The organism is Kitasatospora sp. NPDC093550 (assembly GCF_044764985.1).
Lineage (GTDB): Bacteria > Actinomycetota > Actinomycetes > Streptomycetales > Streptomycetaceae > Kitasatospora.
Map to the genome: position 1 here is coordinate 17141 of NZ_JBIWJF010000014.1, position 19835 is coordinate 36975.

Below are 19835 nucleotides of genomic sequence, written 5' to 3' on the forward strand. Positions count from 1 at the left end.
GCATACGATGGCCCGTGCGGTGGGGTGGACCCGCCGTGCAGTCGTCCAGTGCCAATACAGGCAAGGAGCCCGCTCAAGTGTCCGTCTTCGACAAGATCCTGCGCGCAGGCGAGGGCAAGATCCTTCGCAAGCTGCAGCGGATTGCTGCCCAGGTCAACTCCATCGAAGAGGACTTCGTCAACCTCACCGACGCCGAGCTGCGCGCACTGACCGACGAGTACAAGCAGCGGCTCGTGGACGGCGAGAGCCTGGACGACATCCTCCCCGAGGCGTTCGCCACCGTCCGTGAGGCCGCGAAGCGGGTGCTCGGCCAGCGGCACTACGACGTGCAGCTCATGGGTGGCGCGGCCCTGCACTTCGGGTACGTCGCCGAGATGCGCACCGGTGAGGGCAAGACCCTCGTCGGCACCCTGCCCGCGTACCTGAACGCGCTGACCGGCAAGGGCGTCCACCTGATCACCGTCAACGACTACCTCGCCGAGCGTGACTCGGAGTGGATGGGCCGGGTGCACCGCTTCCTCGGCCTCGAAGTCGGCGTGATCCTGGCGAACATGACGCCCGCCGAGCGCAAGCAGCAGTACGCGATGGACATCACGTATGGCACGAACAACGAGTTCGGCTTCGACTACCTGCGCGACAACATGGCCTGGTCGAAGGACGAACTCGTCCAGCGCGGCCACAACTTCGCGGTCGTCGACGAGGTCGACTCGATCCTCATCGACGAGGCCCGCACCCCGCTGATCATCTCCGGCCCGGCCGACCAGGCGACCAAGTGGTACGCCGACTTCGCCAAGCTGGTGCAGCGCCTGAAGATCGACCGCGACTACGAGGTCGACGAGAAGAAGCGCACCGTCGGGATCCTCGAGGAGGGCGTCTCCCGGGTCGAGGACTACCTCGGCATCGACAACCTCTACGAGTCGGTGAACACCCCGCTGGTCGGCTTCCTGAACAACGCCATCAAGGCGAAGGAGCTGTACAAGGCGGACAAGGACTACGTCGTCATGAACGGCGAAGTCATGATCGTCGACGAGCACACCGGCCGCATCCTGGCCGGCCGCCGCTACAACGAGGGCATGCACCAGGCGATCGAGGCCAAGGAGGGGGTGGAGGTCCAGAACGAGAACCAGACCCTGGCCACCATCACCCTGCAGAACTTCTTCCGCCTGTACGACAAGCTCGCGGGCATGACCGGTACCGGCACCACCGAGGCCGCCGAGTTCCACCAGATCTACAAGCTCGGCGTGGTGCCGATCCCGACCAACAAGACGCCGCTGCGCATCGACCAGCCCGACCTGATCTACAAGTCGGAGCCGGCCAAGTTCGCCGCCGTGGTCGAGGACATCGCCGAGAAGCACGAGAAGGGCCAGCCGGTGCTGGTCGGCACCGTGTCGGTCGAGAAGTCCGAGTACCTCTCGCAGGAGCTGCGCAAGCGCGGCATCCCGCACGAGGTGCTGAACGCCAAGCACCACGAGCGCGAGGCGCAGATCGTCGCGCAGGCCGGCCGCAAGGGCGCCGTGACCGTCGCCACCAACATGGCCGGCCGCGGCACCGACATCATGCTGGGCGGCAACGCCGACCACCTGGCCGCCGCCGAGCTGGCGCAGCGCGGGCTCACCCCGACGGACACCCCGGAGGAGTACGAGGCCGCCTTCCCGGCCGCGCTGGAGAAGGCCAAGGCCTCGGTCAAGGCCGAGCAGGACGAGGTCAAGGAGGCCGGCGGCCTCTACGTCCTCGGCACCGAGCGGCACGAGTCCCGCCGGATCGACAACCAGCTGCGCGGCCGCTCCGGCCGTCAGGGCGACCCGGGCGAGTCCCGCTTCTACCTGTCGCTGGGCGACGACCTGATGCGCCTGTTCAAGGCCGGCATGGTCGAGCGCGTGCTCTCGATGGCCAACGTGCCCGAGGACGTGCCGATCGAGTCCAAGATGGTCACCCGCGCGATCGCCTCCGCGCAGACCCAGGTCGAGCAGCAGAACTTCGAGATCCGCAAGAACGTCCTCAAGTACGACGAGGTGCTGAACCGCCAGCGCGAGGTCATCTACGGCGAGCGCCGCCGCGTGCTGGAGGGCGAGGACCTGCAGGAGCAGGTCGGCCACTTCATGGACGACACCGTCGAGGCCTACGTCAAGGCGGCCACCGGCGAGGGCTTCGAGGACGACTGGGACCTGGACAAGCTCTGGACCGCGCTCAAGCAGCTCTACCCGATCACCCTGGACCTGGCGGAGCTGGAGGAGGAGGTCGGTGGTCCGGCCGGCCTGACCCCCGAGTTCCTCACCAAGGTCATCCAGGAGGACATCCAGGCGCAGTACGGCGCCCGCGAGGACCAGCTGGGCGCGGAGATCATGCGCGAGCTGGAGCGCCGGGTCGTGCTGTCGGTGCTGGACCGCCGCTGGCGCGAGCACCTCTACGAGATGGACTACCTCCAGGAGGGCATCGGCCTGCGGGCCATGGCGCAGCGCGACCCGCTGGTCGAGTACCAGCGCGAGGGCTTCGACATGTTCACCGCGATGATGGAGGGCATCAAGGAGGAGTCCATCGGCTACCTGTTCAACCTGGAGGTCCAGGTCGAGCAGCAGGTCGAGGAGGTCCCGGTCGAGGACGCCCAGGTGGTGCTCGACAAGCTGGAGAAGGACTCCGCCCGCCCGGAGATCAAGGCCAAGGGCCTGGAGGCCCCGAAGCCGCAGCGGCTGCACTACACGGCCCCCTCGGTGGAGGTCGCCGGCGGTGTGGTCGAGGGCGACTTCGAGGACCTCGCGCCCGAGGACGAGGGCGACGGGATGACCCGCGCCGAGCGCCGCAAGGCCGCCAAGTCGGCCAAGGGCCGTCGCCGCAAGGCCTGAGTCGGCCGTACGGTCCGGACGGGCCGTGGGACACCAGGCAGGACGCCGCGCAGGGCGCCGCTCCCGGACGGGGGCGGCGCCCTGCGCCGTTCCTCTGGCCCGGGTGCGGCGGCCGGCGGTCACCGGGCCTCCACCGCGGTGCACTGCCACTGCCCGGCCGGACCGCGCTGCTCCAGCCGGAAGGCGACCATGTGGTGCCGCCGGCCGAGGTCGACCCGGACGCAGGCCTCGACCGCGTCGGGCGAGGGCGAGCGGTCGTGCACCGGGCCGAGCCGGGGCCGGTCGGCGGCCCCGCCGCGGCGCAGGGCGCCGATCCGGACCAGCGAGGCGAGCTGCCCGTAGCCGTCCAGGCTGGTGTGTCGCATCAGCTGCCCGGAGGGCCGCGCGCCGGTGAGCACCTCGACCAGCTGGTGGGCGAACCGGGCGGCCAGGGCGCGGGGGTCGTGCCCGGGGTCGCCGGTGCAGGCGCTGCGCGGGTGCCGGGGCCGGCGCCCGGCCGGGTCACAGCCGCCGGGGGTGTGCGGGCGGCGGTGCGGACGGGCGGAGAGGTGGGCGGTCACGGCGGCTCCTCGACGGGGTGGTGCGGGTGCGGACGGGTCCAGGCTGGCGGTGCCCGCGCGGGGCGGCAACGGGGTTCCGGGGCGGCCCGGGTCCGGCCCCTGATTCACCTATCCGGGTGAGGCGGCCAGGGGAGCGGCGGGCTCTCGCGGGGGTGGGACGGCGTCCGGTTGACGTGCGGGAGCGCGCCGTACGGCCCGAAAGGGGACGTACCGACTGCTCGGACCGGGTGCCGGCGCCCGGCCGCCGCATTGCGCCGCACCGGAGGGGCGCGCACCATCGAGCCTGACCGGGAACCGCGGGGAGCGGGCAGCCGCCCCCACGACGACGGGCGGCCGGCATGACGACACGGGTAGCAGCAGCGGTCCCGACCCCGGCGGCCGCGGGCACCGCCCCGCCCACCGGGGGCGGACCCCGGCGCGGGCTGGTGCTGGGCGGCGGCGGGATGCTCGGCGCGGCCTGGACGGTCGGCGCGCTGTGCGCCGTCGAGGAAGCCACCGGACGGCAGCCGGGCGAGGCCGACGTGCTGCTCGGCACCTCGGCGGGGGCGATCCTCGCCGCGATGCTGTCCGGCGGCGTGCGTCCCGAGCAGCTGCGCGACCACCAGCGGGGCCTGCCGATCACCGAGGGCCCGCTGGCCGGGGTCGCCTTCGACTACGACACCGCCGTCGGCGGCGCGCTGCCGCCCCGCCCCCGGGCCGGCATCGGCTCGCCCGGCCTGCTGCGCGACGCGGTCCGGCACCCGCGGGAGTACCCGCTGCTGACCATGGTCTCGGCGATGGCGCCGCACGGGCGCGGGTCGCTGGCGCCGGTCGGCGAGCTGGTGCGCGGCTTGCTCGGCCCGGGCGGCTGGCCGGAGCCGGAGCGGGAGGGGGATCCGGACGGGGGTGCGGGCGCCGCGCTGCGGGTGGCGGCGGTGGACTACCGCAGTGGCCACCGGGTGGTCTTCGGCGACCCGGACGCCCCGGCGGTCGCCGTCGCCGAGGCCGTGATGGCCTCCTGCGCGATCCCCGGCTGGTTCGCGCCGGTGCGACTGGACGGCTCGGCGTACGTGGACGGCGGCTGCTGGTCGGCCACCAACGCCGATCTGATGCTCGGCCGGGGCCTGGACGAGGTGTACGTGCTGGCCCCGATGGCCCTGCGGCTGGACCCCCGGCCCGAGCAGCGGGCCGGGCGCACCGGGCCGGGTGACCAGGTCGAGCCCGCCGAGCTCCCGGACCGGTCCCGGCCGGTGGAGCGCGGGCGCGACACCCTCGCCGCGCTGCGCGAGTGGCGCGCCCGGGACCGCCCGCGCGGTGTGCTGGCCCAGCTGGTCAGCCGCTACCGCCGCGCCGTCACCCGGCAGCTGCTGCGCGAGGCCGCGCTGCTGCGGGCCGAGGGCGTCCGGGTGCGGCTGCTGGCGCCGACCCTGGCGGACCTCGGCGTGATGGGCCCGAACATGATGGACCCGGCCCGTCGCGGCGCCGTGCTGGAGAGCGCCCTGCGCACCAGCCGGGAGGCGCTGGGGGCCGTGCGGTGAACCGGACCGGTCCCGGCCGGAGGTGATCACGGCAGCCCGGCGGAGCTTATTCTTGGGGCGCTGGAGAATCCGTTCCGCTGGACGAAGCCCGCTGGACCGAACCGGAGAGTGCCACCGATGCGCGTGTACGTGCCCACCACCCTGACCGGCCTGGCGGCGGCGCACGAGGGCGGTGCCCTGGACCAGTCCGCGGCGTACGCCGTGACGCCCGCGCTGCGCGAGTGGTACGTCAGCGACGACATCGAGGAACTGGAGTACGCGGCGCTGAACCGGGCCGCGCAGTCCTCGCTGCGGCTGCTGGCCGCCGATCCGGACGCCCCGCGCCGCCGGGTCGTGGTGGCGCTGGACGTCGCGGACTCCGCGGTGAAGCCCTTCCCCGGCGACGAGTACCAGGACCAGGCCTCGCTCGGCCGGGTGGTGCTGGCCGGCCCGGTGCGGCTGGCCAAGGCCGCCGCGGTGCACGCGGACGTGGCCGACGACGAGGTGGTCACGGACGTCACGGCGGCGGTGGCGGCGGTGGCCGCGGCCGACGCGGGCGACCAGGACGCCCAGTTCACCGTGGACGGCGCGGAGGACCACGACCTGCTCTGGTTCGCGACCCAGGAGATCCCCGCGCTGCTCGCCTGAGCGGGCGCGGCGGGCGGGGCGTGAGCGCCCCGGGAGCCACCCGTGGGCTCCATCCGGGGGCTCGGCCCGTGAGCTCCGCCCGTGAGCTCGGCCCGTGAGCTCCGCCCTACCGGCCTGTCGGCGCTCCGCGTTACCGTTGTGCCCCGTGCGCACTCACATCGTTTGGGACTGGAACGGCACGCTCTTCCACGACATGGAGGCCGTGCTCGGGGCGAGCAACGCCGCTTTCGCGACCATCGGCGTCGGGCCGATGAGCCTGCAGGAGTACCGGGAGCAGTACGAGATCCCGATCCCCCGGTTCTACCAGCGACTGCTCGGCCGGGAGCCCTCCCGGGAGGAGTGGCTGAAGCTGGACGACGCCTTCCACGACCGCTACCGCGAGCTGAGCCCGGCCTGCGGGCTGACCGAGGGCGCGCGCGAGCTGATGGACGGCTGGCGGGCGGCCGGGCACAGCCAGTCCCTGCTGTCGATGTACGTGCACGACAAGCTGGTGCCGCTGGTCGACACCTTCGGCCTGACCGGCCACTTCCTGCGGGTGGACGGGCGCAGCGGCCCGGCCGGCGGGCAGAAGGCGGAGCACCTGGTCCGTCACCTGGCCGCACTCGGCGAGCAGGTGAGCCCGGCCCGTACGGTGCTCATCGGCGACGCGGCGGACGACGCCCTGGCGGCGCTGAGCGTGGGGGCGAACGCGGTGCTGTACACCGGCGGCTCGCACACCCGGGAGAAGCTGGAGCCGGTCGGCGTCCCGGTGGTGGACACTCTGGCCGAGGCGGTCGAGCTGGCGGGCCGGCTGACCGGCTGACCGGCTGAGCGACCGGCCGGCGGGCCGGCAGTGGCGGGCGCCACGTCCACCGTCCGCGTGTCTGAGCGGGCGGATCCGGCCCCCGCTGGTCAGGCTGGTGACACCCGAGCAGCCAGCAGGACGGAGCCGCCATGCCCATCGACGCAGTCACCGAGGTGCCGACGCCGGTCAACGAGCCGGTGCAGGCGTACGCGCCGGGCAGCCCGGAGCGGGAGCGGTTGGTGCGGCGGCTGGACGAGCTCGCGGCCGAGCAGGTCCCGTTGCCGATGACGATCGGCGGCGAGCAGCGCTTCGGCGGCGGGGAGCGGATCGACGTCGTCCAGCCGCACCACCACGCGGCCAAGCTCGGGGTGCTCGGCAACGCCACCCGGGAGGACGCCCGGGCGGCGGTGGACGCGGCGCTGGCCGCCGGACGGCAGTGGCGCTCGCTCTCCTTCGACGACCGCGCGGCTGTCTTCCTGCGCGCCGCCGAACTGCTGGCCGGGCCCTGGCGGGAGACGCTCAACGCGGCCACCATGCTCGGCCAGTCCAAGACCGCGCAGCAGGCCGAGATCGACTCCGCCTGCGAGCTGATCGACTTCTGGCGGTTCAACGTCCACTTCGCCCGGCGGATCCTGGCCGACCAGCCGCTCTCCTCGCCCGGCGTGTGGAACCGCACCGACCACCGCCCGCTGGAAGGTTTCGTCTACGCGATCACCCCGTTCAACTTCACCGCGATCGCCGGCAACCTGCCCACCGCCCCCGCGCTGATGGGCAACACCGTGGTCTGGAAGCCCGCGCCGACCCAGACGCTGGCCGCCCACCACCTGATGCGGCTGCTGGAGGCGGCCGGCCTGCCGCCCGGTGTGATCAACCTGGTGACCGGCGACGGCCTGCAGGTCTCCCCGGTCGCGCTGGCCGACCCGGCGCTGGCCGGGCTGCACTTCACCGGCTCCACCGCCACCTTCCAGTCCCTCTGGCAGACCATCGGCGCCAACATCGGCGGCTACCGCAGCTATCCGAGGATCGTCGGCGAGACCGGCGGCAAGGACTTCCTGCTGGCCCACCGCTCCGCCGACCCGGAGATCCTGAAGACCGCGCTGATCCGCGGTGCCTTCGAGTACCAGGGCCAGAAGTGCTCCGCGCTCTCCCGCGCCTACCTGCCGCGCAGCCTCTGGCAGCGGATCAAGGACGACTTCCTGGCCGCGGTGGACGCGCTCGCGGTGGGCGACGTGACCGACCTGTCCAACTTCATGGGTGCCCTGATCGACCGGCGCGCCTTCGAGAAGAACCGGGACGCCATCGAGCGGGCCAAGGCCGACCCGACGATCGAACTGGCGGCCGGCGGCCAGTACGACGACGCGATCGGCTGGTTCGTCCGGCCGACCGTCCTGGTCTCCTCCGACCACCGGGGCGAGATCTTCCGCACCGAGTACTTCGGCCCGATCCTCGCCGTCCACGTCTACGAGGACTCCCGCTGGGACGACGTGCTGCGCCGGGTCGACGGCGGCGCCCCGTACGGCCTCACCGGCGCGGTGATCGCGCAGGATCGTTACGCCATCGCCCAGGCCGTGGAGGAGCTGCGCTTCACCGCCGGGAACTTCTACATCAACGACAAACCGACCGGCGCCGTCGTCGGCCAGCAGCCCTTCGGCGGGGGCCGGGCCTCCGGCACCAACGATAAGGCCGGGGCCGCGCAGAACCTCCTGCGGTGGACCTCGGCCCGCTCGATCAAGGAGACCTTCGTGCCGCCGATCCGGCACGGCCACCCGCACATGGGCTGAGAGTGAACATCAGCCTCCGGTTTGGACATGGTGTCCAGGACGGACCCGACATCCTGCAGGTTTGCGCCTCCCTGTCCCTGTGCACCTTCGATTGATCCGGTTAGGCTGGCTGGCGTCGTCGGGTGGCTTGCAGGACGAACGTGACGTCCTACCCACTGGGAGGACGTTTCATGCGCGCCATGAGCCCCTTTCAGTCGGATGGTGCGGCAGGATTGCGGCTGACCCGTCGGTGTACATCCACACACCACCGAGTCACGCAACGGCGCGCGACAGGAGCCAAGAAGTCATGCAGACCAAGCTGGACGCAGCCAAGGCCGAACTGCTCAAGAAGGCAGCCGCAGCCGCTGAGAACAGCCAGGTGGGGGGAGCGGCGCCGGGGGAGGGTCTGAGCAACGGCGCTCTGACCGCGTACCTGCACCACTACTACCTCCACACCGCGCCCGAGGACCTGGTCGACCGCGACCCGGTCGACGTCTACGGCGCGGCCGCCTCCCACTACCGCCTGGGCCTCAAGCGCCCGCAGGGCACCGCCGAGGTGCGGGTCCACACCCCCTCGGTCGAGGAGAACGGCTGGTCCTGCGGCCACACGGTGGTCGAGGTGGTCACCGACGACATGCCGTTCCTGGTCGACTCCGTCACCAACGAGCTGTCCCGCCAGGACCGCGCGATCCACATCGTGATCCACCCCCAGCTGCTGGTCCGCCGTGACATCACCGGCAAGCTGCTGGAGATCCTGGACGTCGACGCCTGCTCCCGCAGCCAGGCCTCCGGCACCGACTGGCCGGCCGACGCGACCGTCGAGTCGTGGATGCACATCGAGATCGACCGCGAGACCGACCGCGAGGACCTGCGCACCATCGAGTCCGACCTGCGCCGCGTGCTCGGCGACGTCCGCGAGGTCGTCGAGGACTGGGGCAAGATGCGCGAGAGCGCGCTGCGCCTGGCCGACGAGCTGGCCGAGCAGCCCCCGGCCGGCCTGCCCGAGCAGGAGGTCGGCGAGGCCTGGGAGCTGATGCGCTGGCTCGCCGACGACCACTTCACCTTCCTCGGCTACCGCGAGTACGACCTGGTCGAGCACGAGGGCGAGGAGGTCCTCAAGGCCGTCGCCGGGACGGGCCTGGGCATCCTGCGCTCCGACCCGCACAGCCACGACGACCGCCACCACTCGGTCAGCGAGGCCTTCGGCCGCCTCTCCGCGCCGGTGCGCGCCAAGGCCCACGAGAAGAAGCTGCTCGTCCTCACCAAGGCCAACAGCCGCGCCACCGTGCACCGCCCGGCCTACCTGGACTACGTCGGCGTGAAGAAGTTCAACGCCGCCGGTGAGCCGATCGGCGAGCGCCGCTTCCTCGGCCTGTTCTCCTCCGCGGCCTACACCGAGTCGGTCACCCGCATCCCGGTCGTGCGCCGCAAGGTCCAGGCCGTGCTGGAGGAGTCCGGCTTCTCCAGCGAGAGCCACGACGGCCGCGACCTGCTGCAGATCATGGAGACCTTCCCGCGGGACGAGATCTTCCAGACCCCGGCCTCCGAGCTGCTCTCCATCGCCACCAGCGTGCTCTACCTGCAGGAGCGCCGTAAGCTGCGCCTCTTCCTGCGCCAGGACGAGTACGGGCGCTACTTCTCGGCGTTCATCTACCTGCCGCGCGACCGCTACACCACGCGCATCCGGCTGCTGCTCACCGACATCCTCAAGGAGGAGCTGAACGGCGCCACCATCGACTACACGGTGTACGCCACCGAGTCGGTGCTGACCCGCCTGCACTTCGTGGTCCGGGTCGCCCCGGGCACCGAGCTGCCGCAGCTCACCGACTCCGACATCGAGCGGATCGAGAACCGCCTGGCCGAGGCCGCCCGGTTCTGGATGGACGGCTTCCACGACCAGCTGCACCTCGAACTGGGCGAGGAGAAGGCCGCCGAGCTCGGCCACAAGTACGCCAACGCCTTCCCCGACGGCTACCGCGCCGACTTCCCGCCGCGCACCGCCGTCGCCGACATCAAGCAGATCGAGTCGCTGCACGGCGCGGGCGACTTCCGCCTGAACCTGTACCAGCCGGTCGGCGCCGGCGACGACGAGCGCCGCTTCAAGATCTACCGGGTCGGCGGCCCGATCTCGCTCACCGAGGTCCTGCCGGTCCTCCAGCGCCTGGGCGTCGAGGTCCTCGACGAGCACCCGTACGCGCTGCGCCGCTCCGACGGCACCACCGCGTGGGTGTACGACTTCGGCCTGAGGCTGCGCGAGGCCACCGACCTCACCGACGAGGCCCGCGAGCGCTTCCAGGAGACCTTCGCCGCCACCTGGACCGGCAAGGCCGAGAACGACGGCTTCAACGAGCTGGTGCTGACCGCCGGACTGACCTGGCGCCAGGCGATGATGCTCCGCGCGTACGCCAAGTACCTGCGCCAGGCGGGCTCCACGTTCTCCCAGGACTACATGGAGGACGCGCTCCGCAACAACACCCACACCACCCGCCTGCTGGTCAACCTGTTCGAGGCCCGGCTGAGCCCGAGCCACCGTTCGGGCGCCCTGGAGCTGACCGAGGGCATCCTGGAGGAGCTGACCGGCGCGCTCGACGAGGTCGTCTCGCTGGACGAGGACCGCATCCTGCGCTCCTTCCTGCACCTCATCAAGGCCACCCTGCGGACCAACTTCTTCCAGCACGCCGCCGACGGCGACTGGCACTCCTACGTGTCGATGAAGTTCGACCCGAAGGCCGTCCCGGACCTGCCGGCCCCGCGCCCGGCGTTCGAGATCTGGGTCTACTCGCCGCAGGTCGAGGGCGTGCACCTGCGCTTCGGCAAGGTCGCCCGCGGCGGTCTGCGCTGGTCCGACCGGCGCGAGGACTTCCGCACCGAGATCCTGGGCCTGGTCAAGGCGCAGATGGTCAAGAACACCGTCATCGTGCCGGTCGGCGCCAAGGGCGGCTTCGTCGCCAAGCAGCTGCCGGACCCGTCGGTGGACCGCGACGCCTGGCTGGCCGAGGGCATCTCCTCGTACAAGACCTTCATCTCGGCGCTGCTGGACATCACCGACAACCTGGTCGGCGGCGAGGTCGTGCACCCGGCCGACGTGGTCCGCCACGACGAGGACGACACCTACCTGGTCGTCGCCGCCGACAAGGGCACCGCGACCTTCTCCGACATCGCCAACGGCGTCGCGGAGTCGTACGGCTTCTGGCTGGGCGACGCCTTCGCCTCCGGCGGCTCGGCCGGCTACGACCACAAGGGCATGGGCATCACCGCCCGCGGCGCCTGGGAGTCGGTCAAGCGCAACTTCCGCGAGCTCGGCGTCGACACCCAGACCGAGGACTTCACCGTCATCGGCATCGGCGACATGTCCGGCGACGTCTTCGGCAACGGCATGCTGCTCAGCGAGCACATCCGCCTGGTCGCCGCCTTCGACCACCGCCACATCTTCCTCGACCCGAACCCGGACGCGGCCGTCTCGTACGCCGAGCGCCGCCGCCTGTTCGACCTGCCGCGCAGCTCCTGGGACGACTACGACAAGTCGCTGATCTCGGCCGGCGGCGGGGTCTTCCCCCGGTCGGCGAAGGCGATCCAGCTGACCCCGCAGGTCCGGGCCGCCCTCGGCGTCGAGGCGAGCAAGCTGACCCCGGCCGAGCTGATGAAGGCGATCCTGCAGGCGCCCGTCGACCTGTTCTGGAACGGCGGCATCGGCACCTACGTCAAGGCCTCCACCGAGACCAACGCCGAGGTCGGCGACAAGTCCAACGACGCCATCCGCGTCAACGGCGAGCAGGTCCGGGCCCGGGTCATCGGCGAGGGCGGCAACCTCGGCTGCACCCAGCTCGGCCGCATCGAGTACGCGGCCACCGGCGGCCCGGAGGGCACCGGCGGCTGGATCAACACCGACGCGATCGACAACTCGGCCGGTGTGGACACCTCGGACCACGAGGTCAACATCAAGATCCTGCTCAACCAGGTCGTCGCCGAGGGCGACATGACGGTCAAGCAGCGCAACGCGCTGCTCGCCGAGATGACCGACGAGGTCGGCCGTCTGGTGCTGCGCAACAACTACGCGCAGAACGTGGTGCTGGCCAACGCCGTCGCCCAGGCGCACAGCATGGTCAACGTCCACGCCCGGATGATCAACCGCTTCGAGGCGGCCGGACAGCTCGACCGGGCCCTGGAGTTCCTGCCCACCGAGCGCCAGATCCGTGAGCGCCAGCAGAACGGCCGCGGGCTCTCCCAGCCCGAGATGTCGGTGCTGCTCGCCTACACCAAGATCATCCTGGCCGACGAGCTGCTCGCCACCGACCTGCCGGACGACCCGTACTTCCGCGCCGCGCTGCACGAGTACTTCCCCAGCGCGCTGCGGGCCCGGTTCGCCGACGCGATCGACAGCCACGCGCTGCGCCGCGAGATCATCACCACGCTGATCGTCAACGACACGATCAACCGCGGTGGCTGCACCTTCGCCTTCCGCCTGAAGGAGGAGACCGGCGCGACCTACGAGGAGATCGCCCGGACCCACACCGCCGCGCGGGCCGTGTTCGGCCTGGAGACGATCTGGGGCGAGATCGAGGGCCTGGACAACCAGGTCCCCGCCCGGGTGCAGACCAAGATGCGCCTGCACTCGCGCCGTCTGGTCGAGCGCGCCACCCGGTGGATGCTCAACAACCGCCGCCAGCCGCTCGACATCGCCGGCACCATCGAGTTCTTCCACGACCGGGTCAACCAGGTCTGGGGCTCGCTGCCCAAGCCGCTCCGCGGCGAGGACCTGGCCTGGTACGAGTCGGTGTACAACGAGCTCGCCTCCGCCGGTGTGCCGGAGGAGCTGGCCACCCGGATCGCCGGCCTCTCCTCGGTCTTCCCGACCCTGGACATCACCGAGGTCGCCGACCGCTCCGGCAAGGACGTCGCCGAGGTCGCCGAGCTCTACTACGACCTGGGCGACCGGCTGCAGATCTCGCACCTGCTCGACCGCATCATCGAGCTGCCCCGCACCGACCGCTGGTCCTCGATGGCCCGGGCCGCGATCCGCGAGGACCTCTTCGCGGCGCACGCGGCGCTGACCGCCGACATCCTCGCCTGCGGCCCGGACGGCGCCGCCCCGGAGGAGCGCTACGCCGCCTGGGCGGAGCTCAACGGCACCCTGCTGAACCGCGCCAAGAGCACCCTCGACGACATAAGGGGTTCGGACAACTACGAGCTGTCCAGCCTCTCCGTCGCGATGCGGGTCATCCGCACCCTGCTGCGCACCGGCTCGATGCGCTGACGGACAGCCGTACGGCAGGGGCCCGCGTCCACGGACGCGGGCCCCTTCCGCGTGCGTGGACGCGGTTGCCGGGCGGGGCGGGAATCCGGTTGCGGGTCGTGGGCGGACCTTCGCTACGGTGACCTCGAACAACCAAGTGGGGGTAAAGGACATGGGGAAGAACCGAGCCTCGATCCGCGCCGTGGGCGTGGGCATCTCGGTGGCACTGCTGGTCGCCGGCGCGGCGGCCTGCACGTCCGACGACAAGAAGGACACGGCGAAGGCCGGTGCGGCCACGGCGGGCGCGCCCTCGGCGGCGCCCACGACCAAGGGGCCGGAGGCCTTCACGGCGGCCGGCTACCGCGGCCTGAAGCCGGGGATGGCCAAGGACGCGGGTCTGGCCACCGGTGCGCTGGAGACGGCGCCGGTGTCGCTGCTCGACGGCTGCACGGACTTCGTCTACAAGGGCGGCCCGGCGCCGGACCAGGCGCGGATGACGGCCGAGGCGGCCACCGAGGCCCGCTACAAGGACCTCAACGCCAAGGCGGACGCGGCCGCCGGCAAGACGCCCGCCCCGGCGGGCACCCTGCCGCCGAACGCCTCCGCGAAGGACGCCGCGGCCGCCGCCGCGGGCTCGGCCGCCGCGGCCCAGAACTCGGCCGCCACCGCCAAGCTGATGGCGGACGCGACGCAGTCCATCGTCGACCTGATGGTCGCCCGGGAGACCAAGGAGAAGGCGTACCTGGCCACCGGCCGGGTCTCCTTCGCCGCGGCCGGCCTGCGCGAGCTGGTCGCCCCGGCCGAGGCGAGGACGGCCGAGGGCATCGGCGCCGGCGCCACCCTGGAAGCCCTGCAGCAGGCCTACGGCGCCAAGGGCCTGCAGCTCGCCAAGAGCGGCAAGTACGTGTTCCCGGTGGAGGGGCAGCAGGGCTGGCAGTACGAGTTCACCGTGGACGGCGGCAAGGTCGCCGGGATGGCCGTGGTGAACCGCGACCTGAAGTGCGTCTGACCGCCGTACGGCCGACCGGCTGACCGGCTGACCGGCTGACCGGCTGCGAAGGGCCCCGACGAACCACCCGGTCCGTCGGGGCCCTTCCGCGTCCTCCCGGGTGGGATGGCGCGGGGACTACCGGGCGGCGGCGCGCTGGAGGGCGCTGGCGAGGAGGGCGAGGTCGGTGGGGCCGTTGCCGAGTTCGCGGACCGGGCGGCGGGCGGGCGGGGCGCCGAGCTGGAGCGGGTCTATCGCGACCACGGTGGGTCGCAGGGTGGCGGTGCGCGGGATGCGGCCGCTGATCCGGGCGGTCTGGAAGGCGGTGACGCCGCCGTCCGGCAGCCGGAGGTAGCCGCGCCCGGGGGTGTCCTCGGGGAGGGCGGCCGCGTCGCCGAGGTGGATCAGCAGGTCGGAGTCGGCCGGGTCGTCGGTGCGCAGCGCGATCCGCAGCAGGGCGGCCTCGTCCACCTCGGTGCCGGCGCTCTCCTCCGGGCGTCCGGTGGCGACGGCGAGGTGGACGCCGAGCGGACCGCCGCGGCGGGCGACGTCGGCGAGCGCGCGGGCGAGCGGGCGGCCGGCCGGGGAGGTGGGGGAGAGCAGGGCGTCGTAGTCGTCCACGACGACGACCAGGCGGGCCGGGACGGGCGACGACGGCACCGGCGACGACGGGACGGGCGGCGGAGGGGCGGTCGCCGCGGTGGTCCGGGGGCCCTCCGGGCTGCGCGGCTGGATGATCCGGGCCGACGCGGCCGACACGGCTCCGACGGTGGCGGGCACCGGTACCTGCGGATGGTCCGCGGCCGCCGGCTGCTCCTCCGGGCCGTGCTGGCCCTGCTGGCCGTCCAGGATGCGCGCGGCGTGCCAGGAGGCGAAGTCCAGCCCGTCGAACAGCCGCTCCCGCAGGGCGAGTTCGTCCTCCAACGCCTCGGCCGCGAGCAGCGCGGCACGCGGGTCGCCGGCGGCGTTCACCAGGCCGGTGACGTGCGGCAGCTCGGTGCAGCCGTCCAGGCCGTCCTCGGTGGCCCGGCCCTCGACGATCGTGACGGCCAGCCGCTCGGGGCGCTCGGAGACGGCGAGCGAGGCGACCAGGGTGCGCAGCAGTTCCGTCTTGCCGGAGCCGCGGGCGCCGCCGATCAGCAGGTGCGGGCCGCCCGGGTCGGGGGAGGGGAGGGTGAGCTCGGGGTCGGCCAGGTCGAGCGTGCACAGTTCGTCCCGGGTGGTGCCGAGCAGTGCGGTGGCGGCGCCGATGCCGCCCGCGTGCGCGGCCCAGCGGGCGGACAGCTTGGCCGGGGTGACGGTGTCGAGCTGCAGCAGGTCCAGCAGGCGCAGCGCGTCGGGCAGCGGGCCGCGGGCGGCCGGGGTGGCCTCGCGCAGCGGGGCGAGGACACGGGCCAGCCGCTCGGCCCAGGCGTCGGAGACGGCGTCCAGCGAGACCTCGTGCAGGGTCTCGCGGCCGCGGGCGACCGGGCGGTCCAGCGAGAGCTGGGTGCCGACCTCGCCGGTGATCAGGGCGGTGGCGCCGAGACCCCGGGGGAGCAGCTCGGGCTGCTCGGCGAGGCAGATCGGGAAGATGCCGACCGCCGGGCCCTGGCGCAGCAGCAGGTCGAGCGCCTGCCGGGCGGTGTCGGTGGCCGGGCGCCCGTCGACCACGACGACGGTGGCGGGGTGGCCGCCGAGGCCGCTGGGGCCGCTGAGCCGGGCGGTGAGCTCGGTCAGCCGGGCGGTGGCCTGCTCGGCGTCCAGGCCGAGCAGCAGGCGGCAGTCCTGGCCGTCGAGCGGGCGCAGGTGGGGCAGCCAGAGGGCCCAGGCCCAGGTGTCGGCGCGCTCCTCGGTGGCGCGGGCCGGGTCGGCGTCGACCACGACCAGGCTCAGGCCGGTCGGCGGGTGCAGCGCGGCGAGCTGGGCGACGACGGCGCGGGTGAGCGCGTCCAGGCGTTCGCGCGGGCCGCAGAGGCCGAGGCTGCCGGCGGTCTGCAGGTCGAGGGTGACCGGGACGGCGGGCAGCATCGTGCCGGGCGTGGTGCCGGGGCCGCCGGGGCGGTCGGCGGTGCCGAGCCGCAGGGTGAGCGCGTCGGGGTGGCCGGGGCCGCGCTCCCACAGCCGGGGGCCGGGGCCGACGGCGTTGAGCAGCAGGGTGGCGAGGTCGGGCCAGCGCTCGCGCTGGGCGGCGGCCTGGCGCAGCCGTACGGCGGTGTGGTGGCGTTCGGCGCTCTCCTGGCCGGGGGGTTCGGCGGTGCGGCCGGGCAGCAGGGAGAAGAGGCCGCGGCTGCGGCCGGCGGCGGGCTCGGGGGTGGCGGGCGGCTCGACCACGGGCGGCGCGGGCCGGGCCGGGCCGGGGGCGGCGAGCTGGAGGTGGCCGTGGCCGTCGGGCAGGGCGGCGCGGGCGGCCCCGGCGGTCTCGGCCGGATCGGCGGCGGTCACCTGCAGGGTCGACTCGCCGATCCGCAGCAGGGCGCCGGGCTCCAGGGGGACGGCGGCCTCGGCCGGGGCGGGCGGGACGAGCCGGCCGTCCAGGGTGGTGCCGTTGGTGGAGCCGAGGTCGCGCACGGAGACCCGGCCGTCCTCGGTGAGGTGCAGGGAGAGGTGCAGCCGGGAGACGTCCGGGTCGTCGATCGGGACGTCGGCCTCACCGGAACGGCCGATCCGGATCTCCCGGCCGTGCAGCCGGTGCACGCCGCCGGCGTCCGGACCGCCGACCACGCGCAGTTCGGCGGCGGCCCGGGCGTCGTCGGCGTCGTCCGCGGTGGGGTCGGGCTCGTTGAGGCTGAGGACGGCTCCGTCGAGCAGCGGGGGGTGGCCGAGCAGGGTGTGCTCGTCCACCCGGTGCGCCCCGGCGTACAGGTGCACATGGGTGGCGGCCCGCGGCCCGCGCACGCCCACGGCGCCCGCGAGGGCGCCCGCGATGGCGCCGAGCGCGGTGCCGACGGGCGCGGTGACCAGCACGTCCACGTAGGGGATGGCGGAGCCGGCGGCGGTCGGGCCGCTGCGCGGTCGGAGGACGGTCAGCCGGATCTGCATCTCGCCCGCGGGTCCCTTCTGCTGGTGTGAAGCCTGGTACCCCGGCGCCGTCGCGGACGCACCGGGCGGCCGCGGCGACCCCATTGGGCCACACGAGTGGCGAGTGTCCATCCTGCCATCCGTCACGGACGGTCCGCGCACGGTACCGGATTTGACGATCTTGCGATCATCGCCATGGTGGAGGCGACGGTGGGTCAGGTCAACCACTGCCCCGGCGGCCCCCTGAGCAGGGCCGCCGACTGCTCCGGGTCCTCCCCTAGGGGAAGTCCCCCAACCCTCCTCGGATGGCTCGCCGCTCACCCCGAAAACCCGAACGGACACCGTTAGAGTGGCCGCAGACACGGGCCCGGCAGGCTCACCGCACCGGCGGAGGAGCGCCCCGCGCGGGCGGCACGGCGAGGAGTGCGACAGGTGCGGCCAGTCGGCAGCAAGTATCTGCTGGATGAGACCCTCGGACGGGGTGCGACCGGGACCGTCTGGCGCGGTGTGGTGCGCGAGGACGTCCGGGTGCCGGGCAGCGAGCCGGGCCAGCGGGTGGCGATCAAGGTGCTGCGCGAGGAGCTGGCCGCCGATCCGGACGTCGTGATGCGCTTCCTGCGGGAGCGCTCGCTGCTGCTGCGGCTGACCCACCCCAACATCGTCCGGGTCCGCGACCTGGTCGTCGAGGGCGAGCTGCTGGCCCTGGTGATGGACCTGGTGGAGGGCCCCGACCTGGCCCGCTACCTGCGTGCCAACGGCCCGTTCAGCCCGATCGCGGGCGCGCTGCTGATGGCCCAGGTCGCGGACGCGCTGGCGGCCAGCCACGCGGACGGGATCGTCCACCGCGACCTCAAGCCGGCCAACGTGCTGCTCGCCTCCACCGTGGTCGACGGCGTCGAGCAGATGCACCCGCTGCTGACCGACTTCGGGATCGCCCGCCTCGCCGACTCCCCGGGCGTCACCCGCACCCACGAGTTCGTCGGCACCCCCGCCTACGTCGCGCCGGAGTCCGCCGAAGGCCGTCCGCAGACCTCCGCGGTGGACGTGTACGGCGCCGGGATCATGCTGTACGAGCTGGTCACCGGCCGTCAGCCGTTCCAGGGCGACAGCGCGCTCGCCGTCCTCCAGGCCCACCTGGCGCAGGAGCCCCAGCGGCCCAGCACCATGCCCGAGCCGCTCTGGACGGTGATCGAGCGCTGCCTGCGCAAGGACCCGGCCCAGCGGCCGGGCGCCACCTCGTTGGCCCACGCCCTGCGGGTGGTCGCGGCCGGGGTCGGCGTGCACGCCTCCCCGGCAGCGGTGGACGAGGCGCTGGCGGTCGCCGCCCTGCTGCGGCCGGACCCGCAGCCCACCGTCGTCCCGGGCGCCGTCCCGGCCGTCCCCGGGGTGCCGGCCGGCGCCGAGGACCGCACCCGGGTGCTGCCCCCGAGCGCCCCCGGCGGCCAGCAGTACGACCCGGCCGCGGCGACCCGGGTGATGAGCACCCAGCCGCCGCCCGCGCCCCCGTACGGCGCCCAGGACCGCACCCAGGTGATGCCGCCCGCCGCCGTGCCGCCGCCCCCGCCCGCCGCGCCGCCGGCGCCGCAGGAGGAGGCGCCACACCCGTGGCAGACCCAGCTGCGCGCGGCGCGGGACCGCAACCAGCAGACCCAGGTCGGCTACTTCGGCCCGGAGGACTACGAGGAGTACGGCGAGCCCCAGGTCGCGCCGGCGCCGTACCAGGCCGGACCGGGCGGACAGCCCGGCCAGGGGGCACCGGGCGGACGGCCCGGCTACCAGCCGCAGCCGCCGGGCGGCTACCGGCAGGCCCCGCCGCCGCCCGGTTACGCCCAGCGCCCGCCGGTGGCCCCGCCGCCCTACCAGGCCGGACAGGGGGGCCAGGGCGGACAGGGGGGCCGGCCCGGCGGCCGTCCGCAGCCCCCGGGCGGCTACCGGCAGGCCCCGGCCGGGTACGGCCGGCCGCAGGGCGACTACCCGCCGCCGCCCGCGCCCACCCCGGTGCCGCGCCGGGCCGAGCCGCCCGCGCCGCAGTACCGGGAGGCCCCGCCGCGCCGCGAGGAGCCGCCGCGCGAGCGGGCCCGCCGTGAGCCCGCGCCGGCCCGCGAGCCGCGCCCGCGCAGCCGCAACCGGATGTACATCCCGGGTCTCGGCTGCCTCAAGGGCTGCCTGATGGTGCTGCTGGTGCTGGCGGTGGCCGCGCTGGCGCTGTGGAACTTCACGCCGCTGCCGCACTACTGGGACAACGTCGTGGGCTGGTTCGACTCGGCGCGGGACTGGGTGAACAGCCTCGTCGGCAAGTAGCGCCGTCCGGGCTGCGGTCCCGGGCGGTCCGGGCGGGGGCCGCGGGCCCGGGCGGGCCGCCCGGGCTCTCCGGCCCCTGCCGGAGGCGAGATTGACGCTTTGTCGACAATTCACGAGATTTCCCGCCCGAGACTCCCGCTCCGGGCCCCTCAGGCGGCCCCCGCGGGGCCTCCGGGCGCGTAGGTTGGTCGCTGTTGTCCCGCCCCACCGAGCGAACCGGACCCC

Annotated in this window: 10 protein-coding genes; 8 read left to right on the top strand and 2 right to left on the bottom strand. The window is 73.7% G+C overall.

The window, feature by feature from the left end; all coding sequences use genetic code 11:
- Nucleotides 1-77 precede the first annotated feature (77 nt).
- Complete coding sequence (gene secA, locus ACIRD3_RS22625) at nt 78-2840, top strand: preprotein translocase subunit SecA (RefSeq protein WP_402219485.1); 2763 nt, start codon at nt 78-80, stop codon at nt 2838-2840.
- A 119-nt stretch (nt 2841-2959) separates the two neighbouring features.
- On the opposite strand, the gene ACIRD3_RS22630 is transcribed toward secA, so the two are convergent.
- Complete coding sequence (locus tag ACIRD3_RS22630) at nt 2960-3400, bottom strand: Rv3235 family protein (RefSeq protein ID WP_402219488.1); 441 nt, start codon at nt 3398-3400, stop codon at nt 2960-2962.
- A gap of 338 nt (nt 3401-3738) precedes the next feature.
- Between ACIRD3_RS22630 and ACIRD3_RS22635 the strand changes: the two genes are divergently transcribed.
- The 6 genes from ACIRD3_RS22635 (at nt 3739) to ACIRD3_RS22660 (ending at nt 14330) form a co-directional block, all read left to right on the top strand.
- A complete protein-coding gene (locus tag ACIRD3_RS22635) occupies nt 3739-4917 on the top strand; it encodes a patatin-like phospholipase family protein (RefSeq protein WP_402219491.1) in 1179 nt (392 codons plus the stop codon).
- Between the two features lie 117 nt (nt 4918-5034).
- Entirely contained in the window at nt 5035-5544 is a 510-nt protein-coding gene (locus ACIRD3_RS22640) for a DUF6912 family protein (RefSeq protein WP_402219492.1), read from the top strand.
- A 145-nt stretch (nt 5545-5689) separates the two neighbouring features.
- Nucleotides 5690-6346 carry an HAD family hydrolase gene (locus ACIRD3_RS22645; protein WP_402219495.1) on the top strand — a complete coding sequence of 219 codons (657 nt, stop codon included), beginning with the start codon at nt 5690-5692 and terminating at the stop codon, nt 6344-6346.
- Between the two features lie 137 nt (nt 6347-6483).
- A complete protein-coding gene (gene pruA / locus ACIRD3_RS22650) occupies nt 6484-8109 on the top strand; it encodes an L-glutamate gamma-semialdehyde dehydrogenase (protein ID WP_402219973.1) in 1626 nt (541 codons plus the stop codon).
- Nucleotides 8110-8395: 286 nt separating this feature from the next.
- Entirely contained in the window at nt 8396-13342 is a 4947-nt protein-coding gene (locus ACIRD3_RS22655; protein WP_402219496.1) for an NAD-glutamate dehydrogenase, read from the top strand.
- A 151-nt stretch (nt 13343-13493) separates the two neighbouring features.
- Nucleotides 13494-14330, top strand: a complete 837-nt coding sequence (locus ACIRD3_RS22660; RefSeq protein ID WP_402219498.1) for a hypothetical protein — start codon at nt 13494-13496, stop codon at nt 14328-14330.
- Between the two features lie 117 nt (nt 14331-14447).
- On the opposite strand, the gene ACIRD3_RS22665 is transcribed toward ACIRD3_RS22660, so the two are convergent.
- A complete protein-coding gene (locus ACIRD3_RS22665; protein ID WP_402219501.1) occupies nt 14448-17330 on the bottom strand; it encodes an FtsK/SpoIIIE domain-containing protein in 2883 nt (960 codons plus the stop codon).
- Between the two features lie 411 nt (nt 17331-17741).
- On the opposite strand from ACIRD3_RS22665, the gene ACIRD3_RS22670 reads away from it, so the two are divergent.
- Complete coding sequence (locus tag ACIRD3_RS22670) at nt 17742-19610, top strand: protein kinase (protein ID WP_402219503.1); 1869 nt, start codon at nt 17742-17744, stop codon at nt 19608-19610.
- Nucleotides 19611-19835: the final 225 nt, after the last annotated feature.

What these genes read in the sequence shown, in the direction of transcription:
- ACIRD3_RS22635 (WP_402219491.1), top strand. Translation starts at nt 3,739, where the DNA reads ATGACGACACGGGTAGCAGCAGCGGTCCCGACCCCGGCGGCCGCGGGC.
- ACIRD3_RS22640 (WP_402219492.1), top strand. Translation starts at nt 5,035, where the DNA reads ATGCGCGTGTACGTGCCCACCACCCTGACCGGCCTGGCGGCGGCGCAC.
- ACIRD3_RS22655 (WP_402219496.1), top strand. Translation starts at nt 8,396, where the DNA reads ATGCAGACCAAGCTGGACGCAGCCAAGGCCGAACTGCTCAAGAAGGCA.
- ACIRD3_RS22660 (WP_402219498.1), top strand. Translation starts at nt 13,494, where the DNA reads ATGGGGAAGAACCGAGCCTCGATCCGCGCCGTGGGCGTGGGCATCTCG.
- ACIRD3_RS22665 (WP_402219501.1), bottom strand. Translation starts at nt 17,330, where the DNA reads ATGCAGATCCGGCTGACCGTCCTCCGACCGCGCAGCGGCCCGACCGCC.